The sequence below is a fragment of the Cellulosimicrobium sp. BMG9.22 genome (assembly GCF_059159975.1).
Genome location: NZ_JBZGBY010000008.1, coordinates 59,731 through 85,694, shown reverse-complemented (window position 1 = coordinate 85,694; position 25,964 = coordinate 59,731). Strand labels below are relative to the sequence as shown.

The 25,964-nt window shown below is 73.4% G+C and carries 23 protein-coding genes; 4 read left to right on the top strand and 19 right to left on the bottom strand.

Going from position 1 to position 25,964, the window contains the following annotated elements:
- Positions 1–75 precede the first annotated feature (75 nt).
- A complete protein-coding gene (locus tag AC4H2H_RS08285) occupies positions 76–1,533 on the top strand; it encodes an MFS transporter (RefSeq protein ID WP_494370325.1) in 1,458 nt (485 codons plus the stop codon).
- Between the two features lie 78 nt (positions 1,534–1,611).
- Here the strand turns inward: AC4H2H_RS08285 and rbfA are convergent, their stop codons facing one another.
- The 5 genes from rbfA to rimP all read right to left on the bottom strand — a co-directional run bounded on the left by rbfA (position 1,612) and on the right by rimP (position 7,475).
- Positions 1,612–2,082, bottom strand: a complete 471-nt coding sequence (gene rbfA, locus AC4H2H_RS08280) for a 30S ribosome-binding factor RbfA (protein ID WP_494370324.1) — start codon at positions 2,080–2,082, stop codon at positions 1,612–1,614.
- 294 nt (positions 2,083–2,376) lie between these two features.
- Positions 2,377–5,253, bottom strand: a complete 2,877-nt coding sequence (infB, locus tag AC4H2H_RS08275) for a translation initiation factor IF-2 (protein WP_494370323.1) — start codon at positions 5,251–5,253, stop codon at positions 2,377–2,379.
- 159 nt (positions 5,254–5,412) lie between these two features.
- Positions 5,413–5,724, bottom strand: a complete 312-nt coding sequence (locus AC4H2H_RS08270; protein WP_494370322.1) for a YlxR family protein — start codon at positions 5,722–5,724, stop codon at positions 5,413–5,415.
- A 93-nt stretch (positions 5,725–5,817) separates the two neighbouring features.
- On the bottom strand, positions 5,818–6,882 hold the full coding sequence (gene nusA / locus AC4H2H_RS08265; protein WP_494370321.1) for a transcription termination factor NusA: 1,065 nt from the start codon (positions 6,880–6,882) through the stop codon (positions 5,818–5,820).
- Positions 6,882–7,475 carry a ribosome maturation factor RimP gene (rimP, locus tag AC4H2H_RS08260; protein ID WP_494370320.1) on the bottom strand — a complete coding sequence of 198 codons (594 nt, stop codon included), beginning with the start codon at positions 7,473–7,475 and terminating at the stop codon, positions 6,882–6,884. The genes nusA and rimP overlap by 1 nt, the downstream gene beginning before the upstream one ends.
- Before the next feature lie 148 nt (positions 7,476–7,623).
- Between rimP and AC4H2H_RS08255 the strand changes: the two genes are divergently transcribed.
- Positions 7,624–8,736 (top strand): DUF4439 domain-containing protein, encoded by a 1,113-nt coding sequence (locus AC4H2H_RS08255; protein WP_494370319.1) that lies wholly within the window; start codon positions 7,624–7,626, stop codon positions 8,734–8,736.
- A gap of 31 nt (positions 8,737–8,767) precedes the next feature.
- Here the strand turns inward: AC4H2H_RS08255 and AC4H2H_RS08250 are convergent, their stop codons facing one another.
- The gene (locus AC4H2H_RS08250) at positions 8,768–10,594 is read right to left on the bottom strand and encodes a proline--tRNA ligase (protein WP_494370318.1); all 1,827 of its coding nucleotides are present in this window, start codon (positions 10,592–10,594) and stop codon (positions 8,768–8,770) included.
- A 33-nt stretch (positions 10,595–10,627) separates the two neighbouring features.
- Between AC4H2H_RS08250 and AC4H2H_RS08245 the strand changes: the two genes are divergently transcribed.
- A complete protein-coding gene (locus tag AC4H2H_RS08245; protein ID WP_494370317.1) occupies positions 10,628–11,563 on the top strand; it encodes an Fpg/Nei family DNA glycosylase in 936 nt (311 codons plus the stop codon).
- Positions 11,564–11,576: 13 nt separating this feature from the next.
- On the opposite strand, the gene AC4H2H_RS08240 is transcribed toward AC4H2H_RS08245, so the two are convergent.
- From AC4H2H_RS08240 to rpsB, 12 genes are all read right to left on the bottom strand, one after another.
- A complete protein-coding gene (locus tag AC4H2H_RS08240) occupies positions 11,577–12,530 on the bottom strand; it encodes a GNAT family N-acetyltransferase (protein WP_494370316.1) in 954 nt (317 codons plus the stop codon).
- A 7-nt stretch (positions 12,531–12,537) separates the two neighbouring features.
- Positions 12,538–13,677, bottom strand: coding sequence for a flavodoxin-dependent (E)-4-hydroxy-3-methylbut-2-enyl-diphosphate synthase (ispG, locus tag AC4H2H_RS08235; RefSeq protein ID WP_494370360.1), 1,140 nt, complete (start codon positions 13,675–13,677; stop codon positions 12,538–12,540).
- A gap of 528 nt (positions 13,678–14,205) precedes the next feature.
- A complete protein-coding gene (locus AC4H2H_RS08230; RefSeq protein ID WP_494370315.1) occupies positions 14,206–15,522 on the bottom strand; it encodes a M50 family metallopeptidase in 1,317 nt (438 codons plus the stop codon).
- Between the two features lie 58 nt (positions 15,523–15,580).
- Positions 15,581–16,816, bottom strand: a complete 1,236-nt coding sequence (dxr, locus tag AC4H2H_RS08225) for a 1-deoxy-D-xylulose-5-phosphate reductoisomerase (RefSeq protein ID WP_494370314.1) — start codon at positions 16,814–16,816, stop codon at positions 15,581–15,583.
- Positions 16,817–16,907: 91 nt separating this feature from the next.
- The gene (locus tag AC4H2H_RS08220) at positions 16,908–17,591 is read right to left on the bottom strand and encodes a class I SAM-dependent methyltransferase (protein WP_494370313.1); all 684 of its coding nucleotides are present in this window, start codon (positions 17,589–17,591) and stop codon (positions 16,908–16,910) included.
- A gap of 28 nt (positions 17,592–17,619) precedes the next feature.
- Positions 17,620–18,171, bottom strand: coding sequence for a DivIVA domain-containing protein (locus AC4H2H_RS08215; protein ID WP_494370312.1), 552 nt, complete (start codon positions 18,169–18,171; stop codon positions 17,620–17,622).
- Positions 18,168–19,313: a dual-specificity RNA methyltransferase RlmN gene (gene rlmN / locus AC4H2H_RS08210; RefSeq protein ID WP_494370311.1), complete on the bottom strand. Its 1,146-nt coding sequence runs from the start codon at positions 19,311–19,313 to the stop codon at positions 18,168–18,170. The genes AC4H2H_RS08215 and rlmN overlap by 4 nt, the downstream gene beginning before the upstream one ends.
- A 52-nt stretch (positions 19,314–19,365) precedes the next feature.
- Positions 19,366–20,229 carry a phosphatidate cytidylyltransferase gene (locus AC4H2H_RS08205; protein ID WP_494370310.1) on the bottom strand — a complete coding sequence of 288 codons (864 nt, stop codon included), beginning with the start codon at positions 20,227–20,229 and terminating at the stop codon, positions 19,366–19,368.
- Positions 20,230–20,257: 28 nt separating this feature from the next.
- Positions 20,258–20,815 carry a ribosome recycling factor gene (gene frr, locus AC4H2H_RS08200; protein WP_494370309.1) on the bottom strand — a complete coding sequence of 186 codons (558 nt, stop codon included), beginning with the start codon at positions 20,813–20,815 and terminating at the stop codon, positions 20,258–20,260.
- Positions 20,816–20,875: 60 nt separating this feature from the next.
- A complete protein-coding gene (gene pyrH, locus AC4H2H_RS08195) occupies positions 20,876–21,634 on the bottom strand; it encodes a UMP kinase (RefSeq protein ID WP_494370308.1) in 759 nt (252 codons plus the stop codon).
- A 178-nt stretch (positions 21,635–21,812) separates the two neighbouring features.
- Positions 21,813–22,652, bottom strand: coding sequence for a translation elongation factor Ts (tsf, locus tag AC4H2H_RS08190; RefSeq protein ID WP_494370307.1), 840 nt, complete (start codon positions 22,650–22,652; stop codon positions 21,813–21,815).
- 115 nt (positions 22,653–22,767) lie between these two features.
- Positions 22,768–23,790: a 30S ribosomal protein S2 gene (gene rpsB / locus AC4H2H_RS08185; protein WP_494370306.1), complete on the bottom strand. Its 1,023-nt coding sequence runs from the start codon at positions 23,788–23,790 to the stop codon at positions 22,768–22,770.
- Positions 23,791–24,226: 436 nt separating this feature from the next.
- On the opposite strand from rpsB, the gene AC4H2H_RS08180 reads away from it, so the two are divergent.
- Positions 24,227–24,919, top strand: a complete 693-nt coding sequence (locus AC4H2H_RS08180) for a murein hydrolase activator EnvC family protein (protein WP_494370305.1) — start codon at positions 24,227–24,229, stop codon at positions 24,917–24,919.
- Positions 24,920–24,922: 3 nt separating this feature from the next.
- Here the strand turns inward: AC4H2H_RS08180 and AC4H2H_RS08175 are convergent, their stop codons facing one another.
- Positions 24,923–25,819, bottom strand: a complete 897-nt coding sequence (locus AC4H2H_RS08175) for a tyrosine-type recombinase/integrase (protein WP_494370359.1) — start codon at positions 25,817–25,819, stop codon at positions 24,923–24,925.
- Positions 25,820–25,964 lie beyond the last annotated feature (145 nt).

Genomic DNA, 25,964 nt, shown 5'->3' with positions numbered 1-25,964 from the left:
CTTGACAGGTTATCAGCCGATAACTAGCGTCACGTAGGTAGTAATCAATCCATACCTACCTCCCTGGAGCGCGCCATGACCACCTCGACGGACGTCGATCCCCTTGCCGGTGCCGCGGCGCCCACCGGCCGCCCGAGTCCGGGCGCGCCGGGCGTCGACCGGGCACGGCGGGTCCCCGTGGCGCTCGCCCTCGTCGCGGCGTCCCTGCCCATGTTCATGGCGACGCTCGACAACCTCGTCGTGACCGGGGCCCTGCCCGTGATCTCCGCCGAGCTGCGTCCGAGCGTCGAGCAGCTCCAGTGGTTCGTCAACGCCTACACCCTCGCGTTCGCGACCCTCATGCTCCCCGCGGCGGCGCTCGGCGACCGCTTCGGCCGACGGCGCGTGTTCGTCGGCGGGATCGCCGTCTTCACGCTCGCCTCGGTCGCGGCTGCGCTCGCCGGCACGGCGGAGGCGCTCGTCGCGGCGCGCGCCGTGCAGGGCGCCGGGGCCGCGGCGATCTTCCCCCTCTCGCTCACGCTTCTCGTCGCCGCCGTGCCCGCTTCCCGCCGGGCGCTCGCGATCGGCGTGTGGGGCGGCGTCTCCGGGCTCGGGATCGCGCTCGGCCCGCTCGTGGGCGGTGCGGTGGTCGAGGGAATGAGCTGGCAGGCCATCTTCTGGCTCAACGTCCCCGTCGCGCTCGTCGCCGTCCCGCTCGTGCTGCGCGCGCTGCGCGAGTCGTTCGGCCGACGCCAGCCCTTCGACGTCCCGGGTCTGGTGCTCGCGGGCGGCGGGGTCCTGCTCGGCGTGTGGGGCGTCGTCGACGCCGAGCGGCGCGGGTGGGGTTCCGTGGGCACGGTCGCGATGCTGACCGGGTCCGCGCTGCTCCTCGCGGCGTTCGTGCGGCACGAGTCGCGCGCACGCCACCCGCTCGTGCCGCTACGGCTCTTCCGCTCGCGCAGCTTCAGCGCCGCCAACGCCGCGAGCCTCGCGTTCGCCGTCGGCATGTTCGGCGCGGTGTTCCTGCTGACGCAGTTCCTCCAGGTCGGGCAGGGCTACTCGCCGCTCGAGGCCGGGGTCCGGACGCTCCCGTGGACCGCGGCCCCCATGGTCGTGGCTCCGATCGCGGGCATGCTCGCGTCCCGCACCGGGGTCCGGCCCCTGGTCGTCGGCGGACTGGCCCTGCAGACCGCTGCCCTGGCGTGGATGGCGTTCCTCGTGGACGCCGACCCCGCGGGCTACCCCGCGCTCGTCCCGGCGTTCGTCCTCGCGGGGGTCGGCATGGGACTGACGTTCGCGCCCGTGGCCACCGCCGTCCTGCACGGCGTCCCGGACGCCGACCACGCGACGGCGAGCAGCGTCAACGCGACCGTGCGCGAGATCGGCGTGGCGCTCGGCGTCGCCGTCCTCACCGCGGTCTTCCTCGCCGCGGGTGGCGCGCTGACCCCCGACGACTTCGCGACGGGGCTCGTGCCGGCCCTCGTGGTCGGGGCCGGTGTGCTCGGTCTCGCGACGCTCTCCGCGCTGTTCCTCCCGCGCGGATCCGGCCGCTGAACCCTCCCACCGGGCACGACGACGGCCGGCGTCGGACGCGTGGTGCGTCCGACAGCCGGCCGTCGAGGCGGTGGGAACTCAGGCCCGCGCGTCCCCCGTCGGGCCGTCGTCGCCCTCGGCAGCCGCGTCGTCGTCCGCCGTGCGGTAGGGGTCGGCGTCGCCCGCGTACGTCTTGCCCTCGCGCAGAGCAGCGAGCTCGGCATCGCGGCGCTGCGCCTCGAGGAGCGCCGCGTCCAGGTGCGCGGCGGTCTCGGGGACGGAGTCCAGGTGGAACTCGAGCGTGGGCGTGAGCCGGATCCCCGTCTGCTTGCCCACCTCGGACCGGATGACGCCCTTGGCGCTCTCGAGCGCCGCGGCGGTCCCGGCCCGCTCCTCGTCCGTCCCGTACACCGTGTAGAACACGGACGCGTTCTGCAGGTCACCGGTCACGCGCACGTCCGTCACCGTGACGAACCCGAGACGAGGGTCCTTGATCCGCGTGTCGAGCATCTGCGCGACGATGACCTTGATCCGGTCGGCGAGCTTCCTCGCCCGAGGGTGATCGACCATGGCTTCTTCCTTTCGTGCCGGGCGTACCGGCTTCGCTCCCCGACGACGGTACGCCGGACGCGACCTCCGCCGAGCGGGACGCCCTGAGAGGGCGACGCCAGGCGGGCCGCAGGCGAGATGGCAAGGGCGTGCCGCCGCGAGGGCGGCGGCGGGTCGTGGTGGGTCTGGCGGGAGCCGCGAGGAACGAGCGTCCGGATGGTAGACCCGCCGCCGCCCTCGCGGCGGTGCGCCCGTGGTGACCCCAGGGACGACGACCGGGGGCGAGCCGACAGGCCCGCCCCCGGTCACGTCACGTCAGGAACGCGGCTTCTCCCGCATCTCGAACGTCTCGATCGTGTCGCCGATCTCGAGGTCGTTGAACGACCCGAGGCCGATACCGCACTCGAAGCCCTCGCGGACCTCGGTGGCGTCGTCCTTGAAGCGCTTGAGCGACTCGACCGTGAGGTTGTCCCCCACGACCTTGCCACCGCGCAGGACGCGCGCCTTGGCGTTGCGACGGATCTCGCCCGAGCGGACGATCGTTCCGGCGATGTTGCCGAACTTCGAGGACCGGAAGATCTCGCGGATCTCCGCGGAGCCCAGCTGGGCCTCCTCGAACTCGGGCTTGAGCATGCCCTTGAGCGCGGCCTCCACGTCCTCGATCGCCTGGTAGATGATCGAGTAGAAGCGGACGTCGACGCCCTCGCGCTCGGCCAGGTCCTCGACGCGCTCGCCGTACTTCACGTTGAAGCCGATGATGATCGCGTTGTCGACCGTCGCGAGGTTGACGTCGTTCTGCGTGATCGCACCCACACCGCGGTGGATGACGCGCAGCTCGACCTCGTCGCCCACGTCGATCTTGAGCAGCGCGTCCTCGAGCGCCTCGACGGCACCCGACACGTCGCCCTTGAGGACCAGGTTGAGGGTCTCGACCTTGCCCTGCTGGAGCGCCTGCGTGAAGTCCTCGAGGCTGATGCGCTTGCGGCGCTTGGCCAGGAGTGCGGCACGCTCGGCGGCCTCGCGCTTCTCGGCGATCTGACGGGCGGTGCGCTCGTCCGGTGCCACGAGGAACGTGTCGCCGGCGCTCGGCACCGACGCGAGACCCAGGACGAGGACCGGGCGTGCCGGGCCTGCCTCGGTCACGGCGGCGCCGTGCTCGTCGAACATCGCCCGGACGCGGCCGTGGGCCGTGCCGGCGACGATCGCGTCACCGACGTGCAGCGTGCCGGACTGGACCAGGACGGTCGCGACGGCGCCGCGACCCTTGTCCAGGTTGGCCTCGATGGCGACGCCGCGGGCGTCCTTGTCGGGGTTGGCCCGCAGGTCGAGGGAGGCGTCCGCCGTGAGGAGGACGGCCTCGAGCAGGTCGTCGATGCCCATGTTCTGCTTCGCGGACACGTCCACGAACATGGTGTCGCCGCCGTACTCCTCGGCCACGAGGTTGTACTCCGTGAGCTGCTGGCGGATCTTGTCGGGGTTGGCCCCCTCCTTGTCCACCTTGTTCACCGCGACCACGATCGGCACGTTGGCCGCCTGGGCGTGGTTGAGCGCCTCGATGGTCTGCGGCATGACGCCGTCGTCGGCGGCCACGACGAGGATCGCGATGTCCGTCACCTGGGCACCACGGGCACGCATGGCGGTGAACGCCTCGTGACCCGGGGTGTCGATGAACGTGATGGCGCGGTCGTTGCCCTCGTGCTCGTGACGCACCTGGTAGGCGCCGATGTGCTGGGTGATGCCACCGGCCTCGCCCGCGACGACGTCCGTCTGGCGGATCGCGTCGAGGAGCTTGGTCTTTCCGTGGTCGACGTGACCCATGACGGTGACGACCGGCGGACGGGCCCGGAGCTCGTCGTCGCCCTCGCCCTCGAGCTCGGCGTCCAGGTCGATGTCGAAGGACCCGAGCAGCTCGCGGTCCTCCTCCTCGGCCGAGACCATCTCGATGATGTAGCCGAGCTCGGTCGCGAGCGTGCCGAACGTGTCCTCGTCGAGGGACTGCGTCGCGGTCGCCATCTCACCGAGGTGGAAGAGCACCGTGACGAGGCTCGCGGGGTTCGCGTCGATCTTGTCGGCGAAGTCGTTCAGGGACGAGCCGTGACGCAGCCGCACGACGGTCGAGCCGTTCCCGCGGGGAACCTGCACGCCGCCGAGCGACGGCGCCTGCATCTGCTCGAACTCCTGACGCTTCGCGCGCTTCGACTTGCGCCCCCGGACGGGACGACCGCCGGCGCGCCCGAAGGCACCCTGCGTCGAACCACGACCGGCGCCGCCACGGCCGCCGCCACCGGGACGACCGGCGAACCCGCCGCCGCCACCGGGCGCACCGCCGCCGCCACCGGGACGACCGGCGAACCCGCCGCCGCCACCACCGCGACCGCCGCCGCCACCAGGGCGACCGCCCGGGGCGGGACGCTCACCGGGACGACCGACCGAGGTACGGCCGGGCATCATGCCCGGGTTGGGGCGAGGCCCACCCGGACGCGGTGCCGGGCGCGGACCCCCGGGGCGAGGACCGCCCGGGCGCTCGCCCGACGCCGCCGCAGGGGCGCCGTCGGTGCGCTCGGGACGCGATCCTGGCCTGGGCATGCCCTGGCTCGGCGCGAACGGGTTGTTGCCGGGGCGCGGGGCGCCGGGACGAGGACCGCCCTGGCGCGGCATGCCCTGGCTCGGCGCGAACGGGTTGTTGCCCGGACGCGACGCGCCGGGACGTGCGCCCTGGCCACCGGGACGGGGCGCGGGCGCGTTGGTGCCACCGCTCGGCTTGGGCGAGGCGGTCGGCTTCTGCGTGGGTGCCGGCGCGGGCGCGGGCGCCTTCGGTGCCGGGGCCTTCGGTGCCGGTGCCTTCGGTGCGGGCGCCGCAGCCTTCGGTGCGGGTGCGGGTGCCTTCGGCTCGGCCGCGGGAGCGGCCGGCTCCGGGGTGGCCGGTGCCGCCTCGGCCGCCGGGGCGGCCGCGGTCTCCGGCTTGGGTGCCGGCTTCGGTGCTGCCGGCCGCGCGGCGCTCGGCGCCGCGGCAGGCTTGCTCGCGCCGCCGCCCCCGGCGGGGAAGGCGTCGCGCAGCTTACGGACCACCGGTGGCTCGATGGTCGAGGATGCCGAGCGGACGAACTCACCGAGCTCCGTCAGCTTGGTCATGATGGTCTTGCTTTCCACCCCGAGCTCCTTCGCGAGCTCGTAGACGCGGACCTTTGCCACAACTCTCCTGTCTCGGCCCGCCCCGGACAGGGAGGACCGTCGTTAGTGCTGGGTGCTCATCGCTGGGTACTCATCGGGTGCCCATCGGCTTCTAACCCGCTTCCTTGTCGACGTGTCGTGCGGTGCGACCCGTGCGAGCACGGTGTCGTGGTGCGTGGCTCATGCGTTCTCGTCCCGCCTGGCCTCGATCGCGGCGCGGACCCCGGCGAGGTCGAGCGGACCTGCGACGTGCAGGGCCCGCGGCAATGCCCGCCGGCGTTCCGCCGCCTCGAGGCACCGTGGCGCCGCGTGGAGCCATGCGCCGCGGCCCGGAAGCGACCGCCCGACGTCGAGCACGAGCCGCGGCTCGTCGGTGCTCGTGCCGGACCGGTCGACGACCAGACGGAGGAGGACGGACCTGAGGTCGCGCTCCCGGCACCCGACGCACGTGCGGACCGGACCCACGTCCGAGGATTCGGGGCGGGTCGTCATGTCCGGGGGCATGGTCGAGACGCGGGCTCGCGGCCCAGTCGGGGACAGTCTACCGTGCCGCCCCGTCGTCCGTGACCGTCCCACCTCCCCGCCTCAGCTCTCGGCAGGACGCCGACCTGCCGACGCGCCGTCGTCCTCGGGTCGCGAGACGGCGTCGCCGCCCTCGTCCGAGCGGATGTCGATGCGCCAGCCCGTGAGCTTGGCGGCGAGGCGGGCGTTCTGGCCCTCCTTGCCGATGGCGAGCGACAGCTGGAAGTCGGGGACCACGACCCGCGCGGCGCGCGCGTCGGGGTCCACGATCGTGACGGACGACACCCGGGCCGGAGAGAGCGCGTTGGCCACGAGACGCGCGGGGTCGTCGCTGTGGTCGACGATGTCGATCTTCTCCCCGTGCAGCTCGGCCATCACGGCCCGCACGCGCGAGCCCATCGGGCCGATGCACGCACCCTTCGCGCCGAGCCCCGGGACGGTCGAGCGGACCGCGACCTTCGAGCGGTGCCCGGCCTCGCGGGCGATCGCGGTGATCTCCACGGAGCCGTCCGCGACCTCGGGAACCTCGAGCTCGAAGAGCTTGCGCACGAGGTTGGGGTGCGTGCGGCTCAACGTGATCTGTGCGCCCTTCATCCCCCGGGCGACCTCGAGGACGTAGGCGCGCAGCCGCTCGCCGTGCAGATACTCCTCGGTGGGCACCTGCTCGTGGGGCGGGAGCACGGCCTCCGTACCGCCGACGTCGACGAGCACGACACGCGGGTCGCGGCCCTGCTGGATCACTCCGGCGAGCACCTCGCCCTCCTTGCCGCGGAACGTGCCGAGGATCTGGTCGTCCTCCGCGTCACGCAGGCGCTGGACGATGACCTGGCGCGCGGTCGAGGTCGCGATGCGCCCGAAGTCCGCGGGCGTGTGGTCGAACTCCGGGCCGTGCTCGACCGGGCCGCGCGGGGCGTCCTCGTCGTCCGTCTCCGGCGTCGGCAGCTCCTCGCGCGCCCAGACGGTGACGTGCCCCGTCTTGCGGTCAAGCTCGACGCGCGCCTTGGTGTACGCGTCCGGGGTGCGGTGGTAGGCGGAGAGCAGCGCCTGCTCGATCGCGGCGACGAGGACGTCGAGGCTGATGTCCTTCTCACGCTCCAGCAGCCGCAGCGCGCTCATGTCGACGTCCATCAGTCCTCCTCGTCGTGGGCGGTCGTGCCGCCGGTCCGGTCGTCGGTCGAACCTGATTCGTCGAGCTCGGGCAGGTCGGCCTCGAGCGCCCGCTTGAGCTCGACCTGCACCTGACCGCGCATCACCTCGGCGAGCGGGACGCTGCGCTCCTGCGTCGCGCCACGGGTCCCCTGGACGTCCAGGTGAAGCGCGTCGTCGACGGCGCGCAGACGCCCCTCGACGGTCCCGCCGTCGGCGAGCACGAGGCGCACGACACGGCCGCGGGCGCGCTTGAAGTGGCGTGGCTCGGTGAGCGGACGGTCCGTCCCCGGCGTCGAGACCTCGAGGGTGTAGGCGCCGTGCAGGGCGTCCACGGCGTCCAGCGCCGTCGACACCGACCGCGACGCGTCAGCCACCGTGTCGAGGTCGAGGCTGCCCTCGACGTCCTCCGGGAGGTCGAGCACGACCCGCACGACCGAGCGCGCCCCCGCGCGCGACACCGTGACGTCCTCGAGGTACAAGCCGGCGTCCCGGACGACGGGCTCGAGGCCCTGCCGGACGCTCTCCTGGAGCGCCCCCGTGCCGCCGGACTGACCGCCTGTCTGCCCTGCCATGACTCAGCTCCTGTCCGTATCCCACGCCGGGTACGGAGACGACCGGTGTGTTGTTGTGCTGGTGGACCCGACGATCTGGCCGTCGGGACGTTCGACCGAGGACCAGCCTAACGACTCGGGCGCCCCGGACGTGACATCATCGCCCCCGATGACTCCCCACGCGACCGCGGCCGCCTCCGCGACCCCCGCCTCGGCCCGCTCGGGCCGGGTCCGCGGGGTCGCCCTCGTGCTCGCCGCGTGCGCCGTCGCCGCCGGGTGCGGGGTCCGTCTCGAGTCGCCGCCTCCCACGGAACCCTCGCCCGACGCGGTGGAGGTCCTGCGATCGCGTGCCGTGGACGACGCGCTCCAGGTCGCCGGCCTCGTGACGGAGGTCACCCCGACGGTCACCGACCCGGCCACGCTCGCCGTGCTCGGCGAGGCCGGCACGTTCGCGGCCCGGCACGCCGAGGAGCTCGGCGGCACCTACGACTCCGGGCTCCCCGATCCGGCCGCCCCGGCCCCCGACGTCACGGTCACCACGCAACCCCCTGGGGAGGGCGCCATCACCGAGGACACCTCGGACGGGGTGGGCGAGCCCGCTGACGGCGACCCGACGACGGCGACCGGTACGGACGACCCGCTCGCCGACCCGTCGGCACCCGCGACGACCGACGACGTGGTCGCCGCTCTCGTCGCGGCGTCCCAGCGCACGAGCGCGTCGGCCGACGTCTCCCCCGACGCTGCCCTGGCCCGACTCCTCGCGTCCGTCGCCGCCTCCGAGAACCTCTCGGCACAGCGGCTCGCCGTAGCGACGGGCTCGAGCGCGGCCGCAGGTCTCACGACGACGGCCTCGCCGGTCGAGGAGGCGCCGTCCGGTGTCGGAGCGACCGACCTCGCGACGCTCGTCGAGGCCGAGGACGCCGCGGGCTACGCGCACGAGGTCCGGGCGGCGCAGTCCGAGGGCGACGTCCGCACGGCGGCGGTCGCGCGCGCCGCGCAGCACCGTGATCGCGCCCAGGCCTGGGCCCTCGCCGCCGGGACGGACGGCACGGGCCAGGATCCGCGCCGCGCAGCGTACGTCCTGCCGGACGACGCCGACACGCCGACGCTCGCGCGTCGCCTCGAGTCCGGGCTGGCCCAGTCGTACGCGAGCCTCGTCGCGACTGCCGCCGCGTCGTCGCGCGCCGCGGCGATCGCCCATCTCACGGACTCGTGGGCGAGCGCCGTCGCGTGGGGCGAGCCGCCCGTCGCGTTCCCCGGCCTTCCCGAGCAGGCGGGCTGATCGACCGGTCCGGCAGGGCGGACCCACCGGCTCAGCCCAGCAGGTCGGCGACCCGTCCTGCGACGTGCTCGACGGCGTCGGCCACGGGGACCTGGACCGCCTCGCCCACGCGCGGGCGCACCTCGACCACGCCGTCGGCCAGCCCGCGCCCGACCACGAGCAGCAGCGGCACGCCGAGCAGCTCGGCGTCCTTGAACTTCACGCCGGGCGACACCTTGGGGCGGTCGTCGTAGATCACCTCGATGCCGCGGGCGGCCAGCTCGGTCGCGAGACGCTCGGCCTCCTCGAACACCGCGGCGTCCTTGCCCGTCGCGACGACGTGCACGTGCGCGGGCGCGACGTGCGCGGGCCACGCGAGACCGGCGTCGTCGTGGTTGGCCTCCGCGAGCGCCGCGAGCACGCGCGTGACGCCGATACCGTAGGAGCCCATCGTCACGACGACCTGCTTGCCGTTCTCGTCGAGCACGGTGAGGCCGAGCGCCTGGGCGTACTTGCGGCCGAGCGCGAAGATGTGGCCGATCTCGATGCCGCGTGCGAGCTCGAGCGGGCCGGAGCCGTCGGGTGCGGGGTCGCCCGCGCGGACCTCGGCGGCCTCGATCGTCCCGTCGGCCGAGAAGTCGCGCTCGGCGACGAGGTCGAACACGTGCTTGCCCTGCTCGTTCGCGCCCGTGATCCAGCGCGTCCCGGCGACGACGCGCGGGTCCAGCAGGTAGCGCACCGAGTGCCGCTCGGGCTCGGGCGCGTCCTCCGCGGCCGGGTCGGCGGGCGCCTCCCGGCGCGCGTTCGGCCCGAGCACCTGCGGGCCGATGTACCCCTTGACGAGCTCGGGGTGCGCGGCGATGTCGGCCTCGGTCGCGGGCTCGACCTCGGCGGGCTCGAACGCGGCGCCGACGCGCTTGAGGTCGACCTCGCGGTCGCCCGGCAGACCGACGACGACGACCTCCCGGTGCCCGTCCGGGTGCGTGAGCGCGAGCACGACGTTCTTCAGCGTGTCGGCCGCGGTCCACGACCGGTCGGGCCGCGCGAACCGCGCGTTCGCGAGGTCGACGAGGGTCGCGATCGTCGGGGTGTCGGGGGTGTCCTCGACGTGCGCGGCCGGGACCTCGGCGTAGTCGAGCGCCTCGGGGACCGGCGTGACGACCGCCTCGACGTTGGCCGCGTACCCACCCGCTGAGCGGACGAACGTGTCCTCACCGATCGCCGTCGGGGTGAGGAACTCCTCCGAGCGCGACCCCCCCATGGCGCCTGACGTCGCGGCGACGATCACGTACTCGAGCCCGAGCCGGTCGAAGATGCGCCGGTAGGCGTCGCGCTGCGCCTCGTACGAGCGGGCGAGCCCCTCGTCGGTCGTGTCGAACGAGTAGGCGTCCTTCATGACGAACTCGCGACCGCGGATGAGCCCGGCACGCGGGCGCGCCTCGTCGCGGTACTTCGTCTGGATCTGGTAGATCGACAGCGGCAGGTCCTTGTACGACGAGTACAGGTCCTTCACGAGGAGGGTGAACATCTCCTCGTGGGTCGGCGCGAGCAGGTAGTCGCCATCCTTGCGGTCCTTGAGCCGGAAGATGTTGGGGCCGTACTCCGTCCAGCGGCCCGTCGCCTCGTACGGCTCCTTGGGCAGGAGCGCCGGGAAGTGCACCTCCTGCGCACCTGCGGCGGCCATCTCCTCGCGGACCACGGCCTCGACCTTGCGCAGCACGCGCAGGCCGAGCGGGAGCCACGTGTAGATGCCGGGTGCCGCGCGGCGGATGTACCCGGCCCGCACGAGGAGCCGGTGGCTCGCGACCTCGGCGTCGGCCGGGTCCTCGCGCAGCGTCCGGACGAACAGGGTGGACAGGCGCAGGAGGTCGGAAGACATGCGGCACACCTTACCGGCGGGGAGGATGTCCCCATGCCCGAGCTCCCCGAGGTCGAGGCCCTCGTCCGGTTCCTCGACGACCGCACGGCGGGCCGCACCGTCGTCGCCGCGGACGTGGCCCAGATCTCCGCGCTCAAGACGTTCGACCCGCCCGCCACGGCGCTCGTCGGCCGCGAGGTCGCGGGGGCACGACGCCACGGCAAGTGGCTCGACCTGGTGCTTGCCCGCCCGTCGGGCGCCGGCACGGACGCCGTGCCGGGCGGTCCCGACGACGCCGAGCTGCACCTCGTGTTCCACCTCGCCCGCGCGGGGTGGCTGCGGTGGTCGGAGAAGGCGCCGACGACGCCCGTCAAGCCGCGGCTCGGGGGCAGCGGCGGCGGGAGGATCGCCGTGCTCGGGCTGCGCGTCCGGTTCGACGACGGCTCCGGGTTCGACCTCACCGAGGCAGGGACGCGCAAGCGGCTCGCGGTGCACGTCGTGCGCGACCCCGCGGAGGTCCGGGCGATCGAGACCCTCGGCGTGGAACCGCTCGACCCCGCGTTCACGCCCGCGGTGCTCGCCGGCCTCATGGCCGCGCGCAACCAGCAGGTCAAGGGGCTCCTGCGCGACCAGTCGTCCATCGCGGGGATCGGCAACGCCTACTCGGACGAGATCCTGCACGCGGCCCGCACGAGCCCGTTCAAGCTCACGCGCTCGTTCACGCCGGACGAGGTCGCCCGGGTGCACGCCGCCGTCGGCGAGGTGCTCGCCGAGGCCGTGGCGGCGTCGTCGGGCCGGCCGGCCGCCGAGCTCAAGGATGCCAAGCGCTCGGGGATGCGCGTGCACGGCCGCACCGGCCTGCCGTGCCCCGTGTGCGGCGACACGGTGCGCGAGGTGAGCTTCGCCGACCGGAGCCTGCAGTACTGCGCGACGTGCCAGACGGGCGGGCAGGTCCTCGCCGACCGCCGGATGTCGCGCCTGCTCAAGTAGGCGGCACGCAGACTCAGAAGAGCACGGTCGCGTAGGTGCCGACCTGCTCGAACCCGACGCGTCGGTACGTCGCGAGCGCGCGGGTGTTGTAGTCGTTGACGTAGAGCGAGACGACGGGTGGCGCGGCCCGGCGCGAGGCCTCCGTGGGCACCCCTTCGCGGGCGAGCCGCACCACCGCGGCCATGCCCGGCGCGGCGAGACCGCGCCCGCGGTAGCGCGGGTCGACCCACACGCCCTGCACCTGCGCGACGAGGGGAGTCACCGCGCCGAGCTCGGCCTTGAAGACGACGTGCGGTGCGCCGTCGCGCTCCCCCGCCAGCCGGACGAAGGAACGGCCCGCCAGGACGAGGGACCGGACGCGCTCCTCGTAGGCGCGCCCTCCGCCCTCGACCGGCGAGTAGCCGACCTCCTCGGTGAACATGCGGACGCACGCGGGCAGGACGACCGGCACCTCGGCCGGGACGGAGCGCCGCACGGCGTGGTCCGGTGCGACGTCGGGATCCCGGCCGATCGCGAGCGACGGCTGGCTCGCGCGGATCTCCCGGGGCGCCGGCCAGTGCTCGGCGAGACGCTCCCAGAGGGCGAGGACGGCGTCGCGCTCCCCCACCACGGACGACGAGCGTCGACCCGCGTGCCGGGCGAGGTCCGCGAACGCGTCGACCGCGGCACGTCGGTCGGCCTCGTCGAGCGTCGACGGGACGACAGGCACGAGGTTCGCGCCCGCCCAGCACACCGCCACCAGCGGGCCCTGGGCGGGAAAGCCCCATGCCTGGCCGCCCGCACCGTGCAGACCCGCAGCCTGCGCGACGACGAGGCGGGACGCCGCGAGCGCCGAGGCGACCGGGTCGCCCGCACACACCGCGAGAGCCTCCGTCACGTCGGCGTCGCGCAGGACGCGTGCCCGCTCGGACGACTCGCCCCGTGCTCGCGGGCGCAGGGCGGGGACCGACGGGCGCCAGCGGGCCACGGGAGCGTCAGCCCACCGTGACGACCGGCGGACCGGCCTGCGAGTCGTTCTCCGGGGTCATGGTCTCGGCGATGCGCAGCGCCTCCTCGATGAGGGTCTCGACGATGAGCGACTCCGGGACGGTCTTGACGACCTCACCCTTGACGAAGATCTGTCCCTTGCCGTTGCCCGACGCGACGCCGAGGTCCGCCTCCCGCGCCTCGCCCGGGCCGTTGACGACGCAGCCCATCACCGCGACACGCAGCGGGACCTCCATGCCCTCGAGGCCCGCGGTCACCTTCTCGGCGAGCGTGTAGACGTCCACCTGGGCGCGACCGCACGACGGGCACGACACGATCTCGAGCTTGCGGGGCCGGAGGTTGAGCGCCTGGAGGATCTGGTTGCCGACCTTGACCTCCTCGACGGGAGGTGCGGACAGCGAGACCCGGATCGTGTCGCCGATGCCCTTGCTGAGCAGGGCGCCGAACGCCGTCGCCGACTTGATGGTGCCCTGGAAGGCTGGGCCGGCCTCGGTCACGCCGAGGTGCAGCGGCCAGTCGCCCGCCTCGGAGAGCAGCTCGTACGCGCGCACCATGACGACGGGGTCGTTGTGCTTGACCGAGATCTTGAAGTCGTGGAAGCCGTGCTCCTCGAACAGCGACGCCTCCCACACGGCCGACTCGACGAGCGCCTCGGGTGTCGCCTTGCCGTACTTCGCGAGCAGGCGCGGGTCGAGCGAACCTGCGTTCACGCCGATGCGCAGCGACACACCGGCGTCCGAGGCCGCCTTCGCGATCTCCTTGACCTGGTCGTCGAACTTGCGGATGTTGCCCGGGTTCACGCGCACCGCGGCGCAGCCCGCGTCGATCGCGGCGAACACGTACTTGGGCTGGAAGTGGATGTCCGCGATCACGGGGATCTGCGACTTCCTCGCGATCGCCGGCAGCGCGAGCGCGTCGTCCGCGCTGGGGACCGCGACGCGCACGATGTCGCAGCCCGAGGCCGTGAGCTCGGCGATCTGCTGGAGCGTCGCGTTGATGTCGGTCGTCGGCGTGGTCGTCATCGACTGGACGCTGATCGGCGCGTCGCCGCCGACCTCCACCTTGCCGACCTTGATCTTGCGGGTCTTGCGCCGTGGCGCGAGCACCGGGGGCGGCGCGGCGGGCATTCCGAGGCTGATGGGTACGCTCACGCCCCTAGTATCCCCCGCGCCGTGCCCGACGCCGCACCCCGGACCTGTCTGCGGCGTCACCTTCCCGCCGGGTCCGGCACATCTTCGCGGACCCTCCACGCGCTCGTGCGCTCGGTCGGGCTCGCGGTCGGGTCCGCGGTGGTGGTCGGGTCCACGGCCCGCGTGGTCGGGTCCGCGCTGGGGCCGGGCCCGCCGAGAAGTGAGTTCTCGCCCCCGAATCAGTCGAATCCGGGGCCGAAACTCACTTCTCGGTCGCGGACCGACCGCACGTCGGGCGCGAGGCGCCACGAGAGTGCGGACCGTGGTGCGGACCGTGGTGCGGACCGGTGCGTGGGACCAGGGTGAGACGGAGCCGGGTCGGGGTGGGTGGGGTGCGAAGGGCGTCAAGCCGCGCTCGAGAACGTGCGACGAACGGCCGAGGTGACGGCGCGGCAGCCCGAGCGCGCCACCCACCCCGGCCACCCGACGCGACCACGCGGGTCGTGAACCCGGCCCGAGCCCGTGCTACGCGAGGCGGACCGGGTCGATGATGTCCGCGACGATGAGCAGGCCGCCGACGCCGAGGAGCACGACGAACATCACGTACGCGACCGGCATCATGCGGGCGAGGTCGGCGGGGCCCGGTCGGGGCCGGCCGCGGACGCGGGCCACCGTGCGCTTGGCGCCCTCGTAGAGCGCGTTGACCACGTGCCCGCCGTCGAGCGGCAGGAGCGGGATGAGGTTGAAGACGAAGAGCGCGACGTTGAGCGCTGCGAGGAGGAAGAGCATGAGGACGACGCGGTCGAGGACCGGGTTGTCCGCGCCGGCCACGTCCACGGCCGCCCGGCCGACGCCGACGACGCTCATCACGGAGTCCTGGCCGCGCGGGGCGTCGGTGAACGCCGCCTCCGCCGCCTCGTAGACCTTCACGGGCAGGGTGACGATGATCGCGGCCGTGCCGCTGACCTGCTGCCACGTCGCGTCGAGCGCCGTCCCCACCCCGGCGCGCTCCCGCTCCTGGACGGGGACGAAGCCGACGGCGCCCGCGGGCTCGGTCACGGGCTCGCCGTCGTCGTCGACGACCGGCGTGCCGTCCTCGGCGATCACCTGCCGCTGGACCTCCGCGGGCGTGATCGTCAGGTCGACGCGTTCGCCGTCACGCTCGACCACCATCGGCACGGTCTCGTCGGCCGTCCCGCGGATGAGCCCGGAGAGCTGCTCCCATGACGTCACGTCCTGCCCGTCGTACTCGACGACGGCGTCGCCGGGCTGCAGGCCTGCCGCGGCTGCGGGCGACTCCGGGGCGTCCGCCGCGCACGCGGTCTGCTCGGTGGTGATGCTCGTGGCGAGGCACGGGTTGACGCTCGCGACCGTCGTCGTGACGGCGCCCCCCGGCAGACCGATGCCGACGAAGACGACGAGGAACAGCACGACGGCGATGAGGAGGTTCATGAAGGGACCGCCGAGCATGACGACGACCTTCTTGGGCGCGGAGAGGTTGTAGAACGCGCGGTGCTCCTCACCCGGGCGGATCTCCTCGGTGCTGGCGTCGCGCGCGTCGGCGATGACCTGCGCGAAGAAGCCTTGCCCGCGGGGGCGCGCGCCGGCGGGGGCCGGCGGGTACATGCCGACGAGGCGGACGTAGCCCCCCAGGGGGATCGCCTTGAGCCCGTACTCGGTCTCGCCCTTGGTGCGCGACCACAGGGTCGGCCCGAACCCGACCATGTACTGGCTCACACGGACGCCGAACTTCTTCGCCGGCACCATGTGCCCGACCTCGTGCAGCGCGATCGAGACGACGATCCCGACCACGATCACGAGGATGCCGATCAGCGTGGCCATCTCGTCCTCTGCTCCTTCTGGGCGTCCGCGCCGGTACCGGCGGCGGGGCGGTGCGGTGTCACCGGCGGTCCAGCAGCTCGTGGGCGCTGGCGCGCGCCCACGACTCGGCGTCCGCCACGTGGTCCAACGTCACGGCGTCCGCGGAGGTTCCGTCGTGCGCGGCGAGCACGCGCTCGACCGTCGTCACGATGTCACCGAAACCTGCACGTCCGCTGAGGAACGCCGCGACGGCCTCCTCGTTGGCCGCGTTGTAGACCGCGGGGTGGGTCGCGCTGGCCGCCACGGCGGCGCGCGCGAGGCCCACCGCCGGGAACGCGGCGTCGTCGAGCGGCTCGAACGTCCACGACGTCGCCGTCGACCAGTCGCACGGCGGGGTCACGGGGTCGAGACGGTCCGGCCACGACAGCCCGAGCGCGATCGGCAGGCGCATGTCGGGCGGCGAGGCCTGTGAGATCGTCGACCCGTCGACGAACTCGACCATCGAGTGCACGACGGACTGCGGGTGCACGACGACCGTGATGTCGTCGGCGGGCACGTCGAACAGCAGGTGCGCCTCGATGAGCTCGAGGCCCTTGTTCATGAGGCTCGCGGAGTTCACGGTGACGACGGGCCCCATGGCCCAGGTCGGGTGCGCGAGCGCCTGGTCGACCGTGGCGGCCTTGACGTCGTCGGCCGTCCAGCCACGGAACGGGCCGCCCGAGGCGGTCAGGACGAGCCGGCGCACCTCGGCGTGCGTCCCCGAGCGCAGGCACTGCGCGATCGCCGAGTGCTCCGAGTCGACCGGGACGATCTGGTCTCCGCGCTGCTGGGCCGCGCGCACGAGCGCGCCCCCGGCGACGAGCGACTCCTTGTTCGCGAGCGCGAGCGTCGAGCCGGCGCGCAGGGCCGCGAGCGTCGGCCCGAGCCCCACGGACCCGGTGACGCCGTTGAGGACGACGTCGCTCCCCCGGCCGGCGAGCTCCGACGCGGCGCCGGGACCGGCGAGCACCTCGGGGACGTCGCCACGACCGACGAACGCGTCCGCGAGCGCGGCCTCGAGCGCGGACGCGCGGCCCGCGTCCGCGACACCTACGGCGCGCACGCGGAGCTCGGCGGCCTGACGCGCGAGCAGATCCACGTCACCGCCGCCCGCGGACAGCGCCTCCACCCGGAAGCGGTCGGGATGCGTGCGGACCACGTTGATCGCCTGCGTGCCGATGGACCCGGTCGAGCCGAGGATCGTCACGGTGCGGCGGCCGGGCGCCTCGGGCGCGGCCGACGTGCCGTCGGAGGGGAGGGGTGCTGGGTCGTGCATGGTCACCATCCTCCCAGCACGCGGACGCTGCCCGGGTACGGCCCCGCCCGCACGGCGTCCGACGGCGCGGCGCCGCCGCCTCGTGCGCCAGTCAACGCGGGCGCGTCCACTCGAGCGTGTACCGGAAGAAGAGCCGACGGCGGCACCTCGCGCCCGGGAGCACGTCGTGCGCCGCGCGCGCGACCTCGGCGAACGTCATCTCCGGGTCCCGCACGGGCATCGCCGGCTCGTGCGGCGGCGCGGGCGTGCGCAGCGGGCGCGGGTGCCGCAGGAGACCGACCACCGGGTTGAGGAGCGCGGAGACGACGTCGATCGCGACGTCGGTCCGCGACGCAGGGCGTGCCAGGCCGACCACGAGCAGCCGGCCGCCGGGCGCGAGGAGCTCGCGGGCGTGCCCGAGCGCCGGTCCGAGCTCGAGGTGGTGGAGCGACGCGACCATGGTCACAGTGTCGTAGCGCTCCGCCACGTCGTCGAACGCGAGGCACCGCACCGTGACGTGCGGGTCGTCCGCGAAGCGCTTCGCTGCGCGGCGCGCCATGGTCGCGTCCACGTCGATGCCGTGCACCTCCGCGACGTTCGCCTTCGCACGCAGCACGGCGAGCAGGGTCCCCGTGCCGCATCCGACGTCGAGCACGCGCCGGGCTCCCGACGGCAGCCGGCGCACGATCCACCCGTGGAAGTGGTCGTTGTGGCTCCACGGGTGGCGGGCGTTGAACACGGCGAGCCCTTCGACGACGCTCCGCACCCACGGGTTCGTCGACGTCCGCGGGTTCATCCGGGCGCCGCCAACGGCGCGAGGGACGTCACTCGACCCCGAGCAGCACCTCGATGGCGCGGGCGAAGAACGCGTCGACCGGACCCTCCGCGTAGCCGTCGCGGCCGCGCGCGCGGCCGAACGTCGCCGACCGGATCTCCGCCGCGCTGACGGGGACCTGGCGGTCGAAGTAGGCGACGAGGCGGTCGCACAGGTCGTCGACGTCGTCGACGTCGTACGCCGGCTTGCCGCGCTCTGCGAGCGCGAACTTCTCGCCGTCCGGTCGCCCGAGCCGCCCGTACAGGGTGCGTGCGCGCTCCGCGAGCGCGTTCATCCAGGCTTGCTGGCCGTGCGCCGCGACGTACTCGGCCCGCTGACGCGCGATGAACGCCCCCTCGAGCCGGTCGAGCGCCGCGTCCACCTCGTGCGTGTCGTACCCGCCGCGGACGAGGTCGAACACCGAGGTCTGGATCTCGGTGCTCGTGAGCCGCTCCACCACCCGACCCTCGTACACGTCCCGGGCGTGCTCGAAGAAGTCGTCGACCTCCTCCGGGTCGTACCCGTTCCGGGTCTTGCCGACCGTGGTGAACAGCGAACTCACTCGTCCTCCTCTGCAGCGAGCTGCCCGCAGGCGCCGTCGATGTCGCTCCCGCGGGTGTCACGGATCGTCGTCGGGATCCCGTGCCCGCGCAATCGTGCCACGAACTCCGCCTCGACGGCAGGGTCGCTCGCGGTCCAGATGGACCCGGGGGTGGGGTTCAGCGGGATGGGGTTGACGTGCACCCAGCCGCGACCGCGGGCGTTGAGCTTCTCGCCCAGCAGGTCCGCGCGCCACGCGTGGTCGTTCATGTCCTTGATGAGCGCGTACTCGATGCTCACGCGCCGACCGGTCACCTCGAAGTAGTGCCGTGCGGCGTCGAGCGTCTCGTCGACGCTCCAGCGCGTGTTGATCGGCACGAGCTCGCTGCGCAGGTCGTCGTCCGGCGCGTGCAGCGAGAGAGCGAGCGTCACGGGGATGCCCTCGTCGGCGAGCTTGCGCATCGCCGGGACGAGACCGACCGTCGAGACCGTGATGTTGCGCGCCGACATGCCGAGGCCGTCGGGCGCGGGCGCGACCAGGCGGCGGACGGTGCCCATGACGGCCTTGTAGTTCGCGAGCGGCTCCCCCATGCCCATGAACACGAGGTTGTTCAAGCGGGCCGGGCCGCCCGGGATCTCACCGTCGGCGAGCGAACGGGCGGCGGACCGCACCTGCTCGACGATCTCCGCGACCGAGAGGTTGCGCGTGAGGCCGAGCTGGCCCGTCGCGCAGAACGGGCACGCCATGCCGCAGCCCGCCTGGCTCGAGACGCACAGCGTCGAGCGCTGCGGGTAGCGCATGAGGACGGACTCGACCTTGGCCCCGTCGAAGAGGTGCCAGAGCGTCTTGACCGTCGTGCCGCCGTCGGCCTCCATGCGTCGCGCCGCCGTGAGCAGCGGCGGGAAGAGCGCGTCCGCGAGCACGTCGCGCGTCGCCTTCGGCAGGTCCGTCATCGCCTCGGGGTCGCGTGTGAGGTGCGCGTAGTAGTGCGTCGCGAGCTGCTTGGCCCGGAACGGCTTCTCACCCAGCTCGACGACGGCGTCCCGCACCTCCTCCGGCGCGAGGTCGGCGAAGTGGCGCGGGGGCTTGCCGCGTCGAGGCGCCGACATGACGAGCGGCAGCGGCTTCGACTCCGCGGAGGGGCGGACGGAACGGACGGTCATGGGAGGGTCCAAGCGTGGGGGGCGGTCGAGCGGAGGGCGTGCGGTGCTGCCGTCAGACGGCCAGCGCGAGCAGCACGTACACGAACGGGGCGGTGAGGAGCATGGAGTCGAGCCGGTCCAGGATGCCTCCGTGACCGGGCAGGAGCGACCCCATGTCCTTCAATTCTAGGTCCCGTTTGATCATCGACTCGGCGAGGTCGCCCACGGTCGCCGTCAGCGGGGCGAGCACCCCGAGGGCGACGCCGAGCAACGGACTCGCGCCGAGCCCGAACACCACCCCCACGACACCGACGGCGGTCGCGAGGACGAAGGAACCCGCGAGGCCCTCCCAGGACTTCTTCGGGCTCACCGAGGGCGCCAGGGGGTGCCGCCCGAACAGGACCCCGGCCACGTACCCGCCCACGTCGTTGGCGACCGCGAGCAGGATGAAGAGCAGGACCCGGACACGCCCGTCCGGCTCGGCGAGCATGAGCATGACGAAGCCCGCCATGAACGGCAGGTACGCCGCCGCGAACGTCCCCGCAGCGGCGTCGCGCACCGCGGCCGTGCCCGACCCGTCGATGACACGCCACACGACGAGGCCCGCGACGGTGAGCATGAACGAGACGAGCAGCGCCTCGGGCCCCGAGTAGTACGAGGACACGAGGATGCCGACGGTACCGACGAGCAGCGGCAGGACCGGCACGTGCAGGTCGCGGCGCTTGAACGCCTGCGCCAGCTCCCACAGCGCCGCACCCACGGCCACGACCGCGAGCAGCACGAAGAACTCGGGTCGGAACGCGAGGCTCGCCGCGACGAGCGCGAGCAGGCCGAGGCCCACCCCGATCGCCACAGGGAGGTTCCGGCCCGCCTTCGGGGCACGCCGCGCGCCGGCGGAAGAGCCGTCGTCGGCGGCCGTCGAGGACGAATCTGTCATAGGTGGTGGAGCTCGCCGAGCGAGGTGCTCAGACCTCGAGCAGCTCGCTCTCCTTGCCCGCGAGCAGCGCGTCGACCTGGTCGACGTGCGCCTTGGTGAGCGCCTCGAGCTCCTTCTCCGCGCGGGCGACCTCGTCCTCGCCGGCCTCGCCGTCCTTGACGATGCGGTCCAGCTCCTCCTTGGCGCGACGGCGGACGTTGCGGATCGAGACGCGCGAGTCCTCCGCCTTCGACCTGGCGAGCTTGACGAAGTCGCGGCGACGCTCCTCGGTGAGAGCGGGCAGCACGATGCGGACCACGTTGCCGTCGCTGGACGGGTTGACGCCGAGGTCCGACTCGCGCAGCGACTTCTCGACCGCGGTGATCGAGCTCTTGTCGAAGGGGGAGACGAGGATCGTGCGCGCCTCCGTCACCGTGAACGACGCGAGCTGCTGCAGCGGTGTGGGCGCACCGTAGTAGTCGACCGTGATCTTGTTGAACATCGCGGCGTTCGCACGCCCGGTGCGGATCGCGGCGAAGTCCTCCTTGGCCACCTCGACCGCCTTGTCCATCTTCTCCTCGGCCTCGAGGAGGGTCTCGTCGATCACCAGTGCTCCTTCGTCGTTCGTCGGTCGTTCCGTCGGTGGGTCCGTCGGGCGGTGTCAGCGTCAGGCGGCCGTGACCAGTGTGCCAATATTCTCGCCGACCAGGGCGCGTGTGACGTTCCCCGGCTCTCCCATGCCGAAGACGCGCATGCGCACGTCGTTGTCGCGGCACAGGCTCATCGCCGTCGCGTCCATGACCCCGAGGTCGTTGACGAGCGCGTCGGTGTACGTCAGGTGGTCGAGCTTGACGGCGTCCGGGTCCTTGCGAGGATCCGCCGTGTAGACACCGTCCACGCCGTTCTTGCCCATGAGCACCATCTGGCAGTGCGTCTCGAGAGCGCGCTGCACGGAGACCGTGTCCGTGGAGAAGTACGGCATCCCGGCGCCGGCGCCGAAGATCACGACGCGGCCCTTCTCGAGGTGGCGGATGGCACGCAACGGGATGTAGGGCTCGGCGACCTGCCCCATGGTGATCGCGGTCTGCACGCGCGTTGTGACGCCCGCCTGCTCGAGGAAGTCCTGGAGAGCCAGGCAGTTCATCACGGTGCCGAGCATGCCCATGTAGTCGGCGCGCGCGCGGTCGAGGCCGCGCTGCGAGAGCTCGGCGCCGCGGAAGAAGTTACCCCCGCCGACCACGATCGCGACCTGGACGCCCTGCGCCACGGCGTCGGCGATCTCCTGCGCGACACGCTGGACGACGTCCGGCGCGAGCCCGATCTGACCGCCGCCGAACGTCTCGCCGGAGAGCTTGAGGAGGACCCGGCGAGGCGGGGCGCCCGCTCCGCCCTCGCGCGTCTGCTCGCTTGTCGTCACTGTGGCCACCTGTCCTCGAGTCGTCGCCCGCGCGGGCGGGTCGTGTGCCGTGGTCGCGGTGCTCGTCGGGTGCGCACGTCGTGCGCGTGCCCGGCGGCCGCGGTCGTCACGCGCCCGGGAAAGCCCCGGGTGCGCGGTGGCCCGGCCCGGCCGTCACGCGGACGACAGGGCCGGGCCAGGGGTGGCGTCAGGCGCCGACGCGGTACCGCACGAACTCGGTGATCGAGCCGCCGGCCTCGGAGACGACCTGGCCGACCGTCTTCTTCGGGTCCTTCGCGAGCGGCTGGTCGACGAGGACGACGTCCTTGAAGAAGCCGTTCAGGCGACCCTCGATGATCTTCGGCAGCGCAGCCTCGGGCTTGCCCTCGTTGCGCGAGGTCTCCTCGGCGATCCGACGCTCGTTCTCGACGGTGTCGGCCGGGACCTCGTCGCGCGAGAGGTACGTCGGCGACATCGCGGCGACGTGCTGCGCGACGTCCTTCGCGACGGCCTCGCCCGCGGCGTCGGTCGCGACGACGACGCCGATCGACGGCGGCAGGTCGCGCGCGGTGCGGTGGAGGTACGCGGTGACGCGCTCGCCCGCCACGCGGGTGACACGGCGCAGGACGATCTTCTCGCCGAGCGTCGCGGCCTGGTTGTCGATGACGACCTGGACGGTCTCGCCGTCCGCGTCGGCGGCAAGCGCCGCGTCGGCGTCGCGCGCACCGGCGTCGGCCGCGGCCTTGAGCACGCGGTCCGCCAGGGCGATGAACGTCTCGTTCTTCGCGACGAAGTCCGTCTCGGAGTTGAGCTCGATGAGCGTCGCGACCTGCCCGCCCTCGGTGTCGCGGATGTCGACGGCGATGAGGCCCTCGGAGGTCGAGCGGCCCTCGCGCTTGGCGACGCCCTTCAGACCCTTGACGCGGATGATCTCCAGCGCCTTGTCCGCGTCGCCGTCCGCCTCGTCGAGCGCCTTCTTCACGTCGAGCATGCCGGCACCGGTGCGCTCGCGCAGGGCCTTGATGTCAGCGGCGGTGTAGTTCGCCATGATGGTTCCTCACTCGTGGTTCGTCACGGGTACGTGCTGGTGGCACCTCGCGCGGTGCCGGTGCGACCGGACGGCGCGGGGCGCGCGACGGTCTCCCGTCGCGCGCCCCGGGTCGTCACTTGGTCTCGTCGGCCTCGGCGGCAGGCGTCTCGGCTGCGTCGGCCTCGACGGCCTCCGTCTCCACGGACTCCGTGGCCTCGGGCTCCGCCTCGGCGGTCTCCGTGGCCTCGACCTCGGCGGCCTCAGCAGCCGCCTCGACGGCCGGAGCGGCGTCCGCACCCGGCGCGACGGCCTCCTCGGCGCCGGAGGGGCCCTCGGTCGGCGCGGCGTCCGCGGCCGTCTCGTCGGTCGCGAGCTGCTGCTCGGCACCGGCGAGGAGCTCGCGCTCCCACTCGGCGAGCGGCTCGGCGTCCGCCTCGGTGCCGGCCTCGGCACCCGAGCGGCCGGAGTGACGCTGGAGCAGACCCTCCGCGACCGCGTCCGCGATCACGCGCGTGAGCAGCGTGACGGAGCGGATCGCGTCGTCGTTGCCGGGGATCTTGTAGTCCACGACGTCCGGGTCGCAGTTGGTGTCGAGGATCGCGACGATCGGGATGTGGAGCTTGCGCGCCTCGTCGACCGCGAGGTGCTCCTTGTTCGTGTCGACGATCCACACGGCGGAGGGGACCTTCGCCATGTCGCGGATGCCGCCGAGCGTGCGGGCGAGCTTGTCCTTCTCGCGACGCAGGACGAGGAGCTCCTTCTTGGTGAGCGACGAGCCGGCGACGTCGTCGAAGTCGATCTCCTCGAGCTCCTTGAGGCGCTGGAGACGCTTGTGCACCGTGGTGAAGTTGGTGAGCATGCCACCGAGCCAGCGGTGGTTCACGTACGGCATGCCGACGCGCGCGGCCTGCTCGGCGACGGGCTCCTGGGCCTGCTTCTTGGTGCCGACGAAGAGGATCGAGCCGCCGTGCGCGACCGTCTCCTTGACGAACTCGTACGCGCGGTCGATGTACGACAGCGACTGCTGCAGGTCGACGATGTAGATGCCGTTGCGCTCGGTGAAGATGAAGCGCTTCATCTTCGGGTTCCAACGGCGGGTCTGGTGCCCGAAGTGGACACCGCTCTCGAGGAGCTGGCGCATGGTCACGACGGCCATGACACGTCCTTTCGCCGTGCGGCCCGGGATCCACCCGGTACGCGCACGCTTCTGGCGGCCCTCCCCGTGAGGACGGGCCGCGGTGCGGTTGACGGTGCCGACCTGATGGTCCGCACCCCTGGCGCCACCCGTGCCGACACCTGCCCGCACACCGTCGAACAGGTGCGAGCAGGACCGACGTCGGACGCGGCCTCACCCGACGACCCGGCGGAACCGGGAGGATGAGCAAGGACGTGACGCGCGAAGTCGACCGACTCGCACCGCCTTCGTCGAGAATGACCCCGAACAAGGCAGACGAGCGTGCCGGTCGCGTCGGTCAGTCTACCCGACCGCCGGACCGTCCACAGCCCGCGCCCGCCGGTCCCCCTCCGGTGCGTCGTCCACAGACTGACGACGGCCGCACCCGCACGACCACCGTACGCGGCAGCCTGGCGTGATGGACCTCGACAGCCACCTCGACCCGGACCTTCTGCCGCACCGCTGGACGGGCCTCGACCGGTGCCCGCGTCCTGCTCGCCGGCCCGTGCTCGCGATCGCCGTCGGTGGGCTGCTCGCCGTCACCGGCCCCGGCGCGGTCGCCGGCCCGCACCCGGCGGTGCCGCTCGTCGGTGCACCGCCGGTGGGCGCGTCGTCCGTCACCCACGTGGACGTCGCCGATCCGTACGTCGACGACGGAACCGCAGGGCGGGCAGCGGGATGGGTCCCGCCGCTCGAGCGCGACCCGGACGACCTGGGCGTCCTCGCCCCGTTCGACCCACCGGAGCACGACTGGCTCCCCGGGCACCGCGGCGTCGACCTCGAGGCGTCGCCCGGGGAGACCGTCCGCTCCCCCGCGCCCGGAGTCGTCACGTTCGCCGGTCCGGTCGCCGGACGGGCCGTGCTCGTCGTCGCGCACGACGACGGGCTGCGGACGTCGCTCGAACCCGTCGTGGGCTCGGTGGCGCCGGGGACGCGGGTCGGGGCGGGGACCGCCGTCGGCACGGTCGAGGACGCCGTGGCCGACGGCGTCCACGGTGGCCACTGCGCCGCCGTCTGCGTGCACTGGGGCGTGCGCCGCGGCGAGCGCTACGTCGATCCGCTCGCGCTGCTCGGTGAGCGACCTCCGATCGTGCTGCTGCCCCTCGGCTAGTCCTCAGGCGCGCGGGAACGCCTGCTCGAACGAGCTGCGCAGCCGCTCGGCCGTCACGTGCGTGTAGCGCTGGGTGGTCGCGAGCGAGGAGTGGCCGAGGATCTCCTGCACGCTGCGCAGGTCCGAGCCTCCGGCGAGCAGGTGCGTGGCCGCGCTGTGGCGCAGGTCGTGGGGCGCGACGTCGTCGACGCCCGCAGCCTGGGCGAGACGGTGCACGGCGTCACGGACCTGCCTCTGTCCCCACCGGCCGCCGCGGTCCCCGAGGAGCAGCGCCGCCCCCGACCGCTCGGTCGCGAGCGCCGGGCGCCCGACGTCGAGCCACCGCCGCACCGCGCGGGCGGCCGGGAGGCCGAACGGGACGACGCGCTCCTTGTCGCCCTTGCCGACCACCCGCACGGTGCGCACGTCGAGGTCCAGGTCGTCGACGTCGGTCCCGGCGAGCTCGCCGACGCGGACGCCCGCGCCGTAGAGCAGCTCGGCAGCCGTCCACTCCCGCACGCGTGCGGGATCCCCGTCCGCGGCCGCGTCGCGAGCCACGTCGAGCAGACGCGCGGCGGCCTCCACGGCCAGCACGGTGGGCAGCGTGCGGGGAACGCGCGGGCTCGCGAGCCGCACGGCGGGATCGGTCGCGATCCGCCCCGACGTGCGCGCCCAGTCGAAGAACGCCCGGGCCGCCGCCCCGCGACGCGCGAGCGTCGCACGGGCGAGTCCGCGCTCCGACTGCTCCGTCAGCCACGACCGCAGGACCGCCAGGTCGACCGCGTCGACCGTCGTCGCGCCGCCGCGCGACGCGTGCCGCAGCAGCGTCTCGACGTCCCCCGCGTAGGCCCGGACCGTGTGCAGGGACGTCCCCCGGTCGACCTCGAGGTGCTCGCAGAAGGCGGAGAGTGCCGCGCGCAGAGTCCCCGGGAGGGGATCACGCTCGTCGCCCTCCCGATCGCGGCGCCCCTGCTCGTCCCGACCGTCCACGCGTCCCGACCTGTCCACGCCCTCAGTGTGGCCGGAGGCGTCGCGCCGGCCGGGGAGGCTCTCCGGAGGCGCCCGG

Bases quoted from the DNA above. Each gene is read 5' to 3' on its own strand.
- AC4H2H_RS08285 (WP_494370325.1), top strand. From the start codon at position 76: ATGACCACCTCGACGGACGTCGATCCCCTTGCCGGTGCCGCGGCGCCC.
- rbfA (WP_494370324.1), bottom strand. From the start codon at position 2,082: ATGGTCGATCACCCTCGGGCGAGGAAGCTCGCCGACCGGATCAAGGTC.
- AC4H2H_RS08270 (WP_494370322.1), bottom strand. From the start codon at position 5,724: ATGACGACCCGCCCCGAATCCTCGGACGTGGGTCCGGTCCGCACGTGC.
- nusA (WP_494370321.1), bottom strand. From the start codon at position 6,882: ATGGACGTCGACATGAGCGCGCTGCGGCTGCTGGAGCGTGAGAAGGAC.
- rimP (WP_494370320.1), bottom strand. From the start codon at position 7,475: ATGGCAGGGCAGACAGGCGGTCAGTCCGGCGGCACGGGGGCGCTCCAG.
- AC4H2H_RS08255 (WP_494370319.1), top strand. From the start codon at position 7,624: ATGACTCCCCACGCGACCGCGGCCGCCTCCGCGACCCCCGCCTCGGCC.
- AC4H2H_RS08250 (WP_494370318.1), bottom strand. From the start codon at position 10,594: ATGTCTTCCGACCTCCTGCGCCTGTCCACCCTGTTCGTCCGGACGCTG.
- AC4H2H_RS08245 (WP_494370317.1), top strand. From the start codon at position 10,628: ATGCCCGAGCTCCCCGAGGTCGAGGCCCTCGTCCGGTTCCTCGACGAC.
- ispG (WP_494370360.1), bottom strand. From the start codon at position 13,677: ATGCCCGCCGCGCCGCCCCCGGTGCTCGCGCCACGGCGCAAGACCCGC.
- AC4H2H_RS08230 (WP_494370315.1), bottom strand. From the start codon at position 15,522: ATGGCCACGCTGATCGGCATCCTCGTGATCGTGGTCGGGATCGTCGTC.
- dxr (WP_494370314.1), bottom strand. From the start codon at position 16,816: ATGCACGACCCAGCACCCCTCCCCTCCGACGGCACGTCGGCCGCGCCC.
- AC4H2H_RS08220 (WP_494370313.1), bottom strand. From the start codon at position 17,591: ATGAACCCGCGGACGTCGACGAACCCGTGGGTGCGGAGCGTCGTCGAA.
- rlmN (WP_494370311.1), bottom strand. From the start codon at position 19,313: ATGACCGTCCGTTCCGTCCGCCCCTCCGCGGAGTCGAAGCCGCTGCCG.
- AC4H2H_RS08205 (WP_494370310.1), bottom strand. From the start codon at position 20,229: ATGACAGATTCGTCCTCGACGGCCGCCGACGACGGCTCTTCCGCCGGC.
- tsf (WP_494370307.1), bottom strand. From the start codon at position 22,652: ATGGCGAACTACACCGCCGCTGACATCAAGGCCCTGCGCGAGCGCACC.
- rpsB (WP_494370306.1), bottom strand. From the start codon at position 23,790: ATGGCCGTCGTGACCATGCGCCAGCTCCTCGAGAGCGGTGTCCACTTC.
- AC4H2H_RS08180 (WP_494370305.1), top strand. From the start codon at position 24,227: ATGGACCTCGACAGCCACCTCGACCCGGACCTTCTGCCGCACCGCTGG.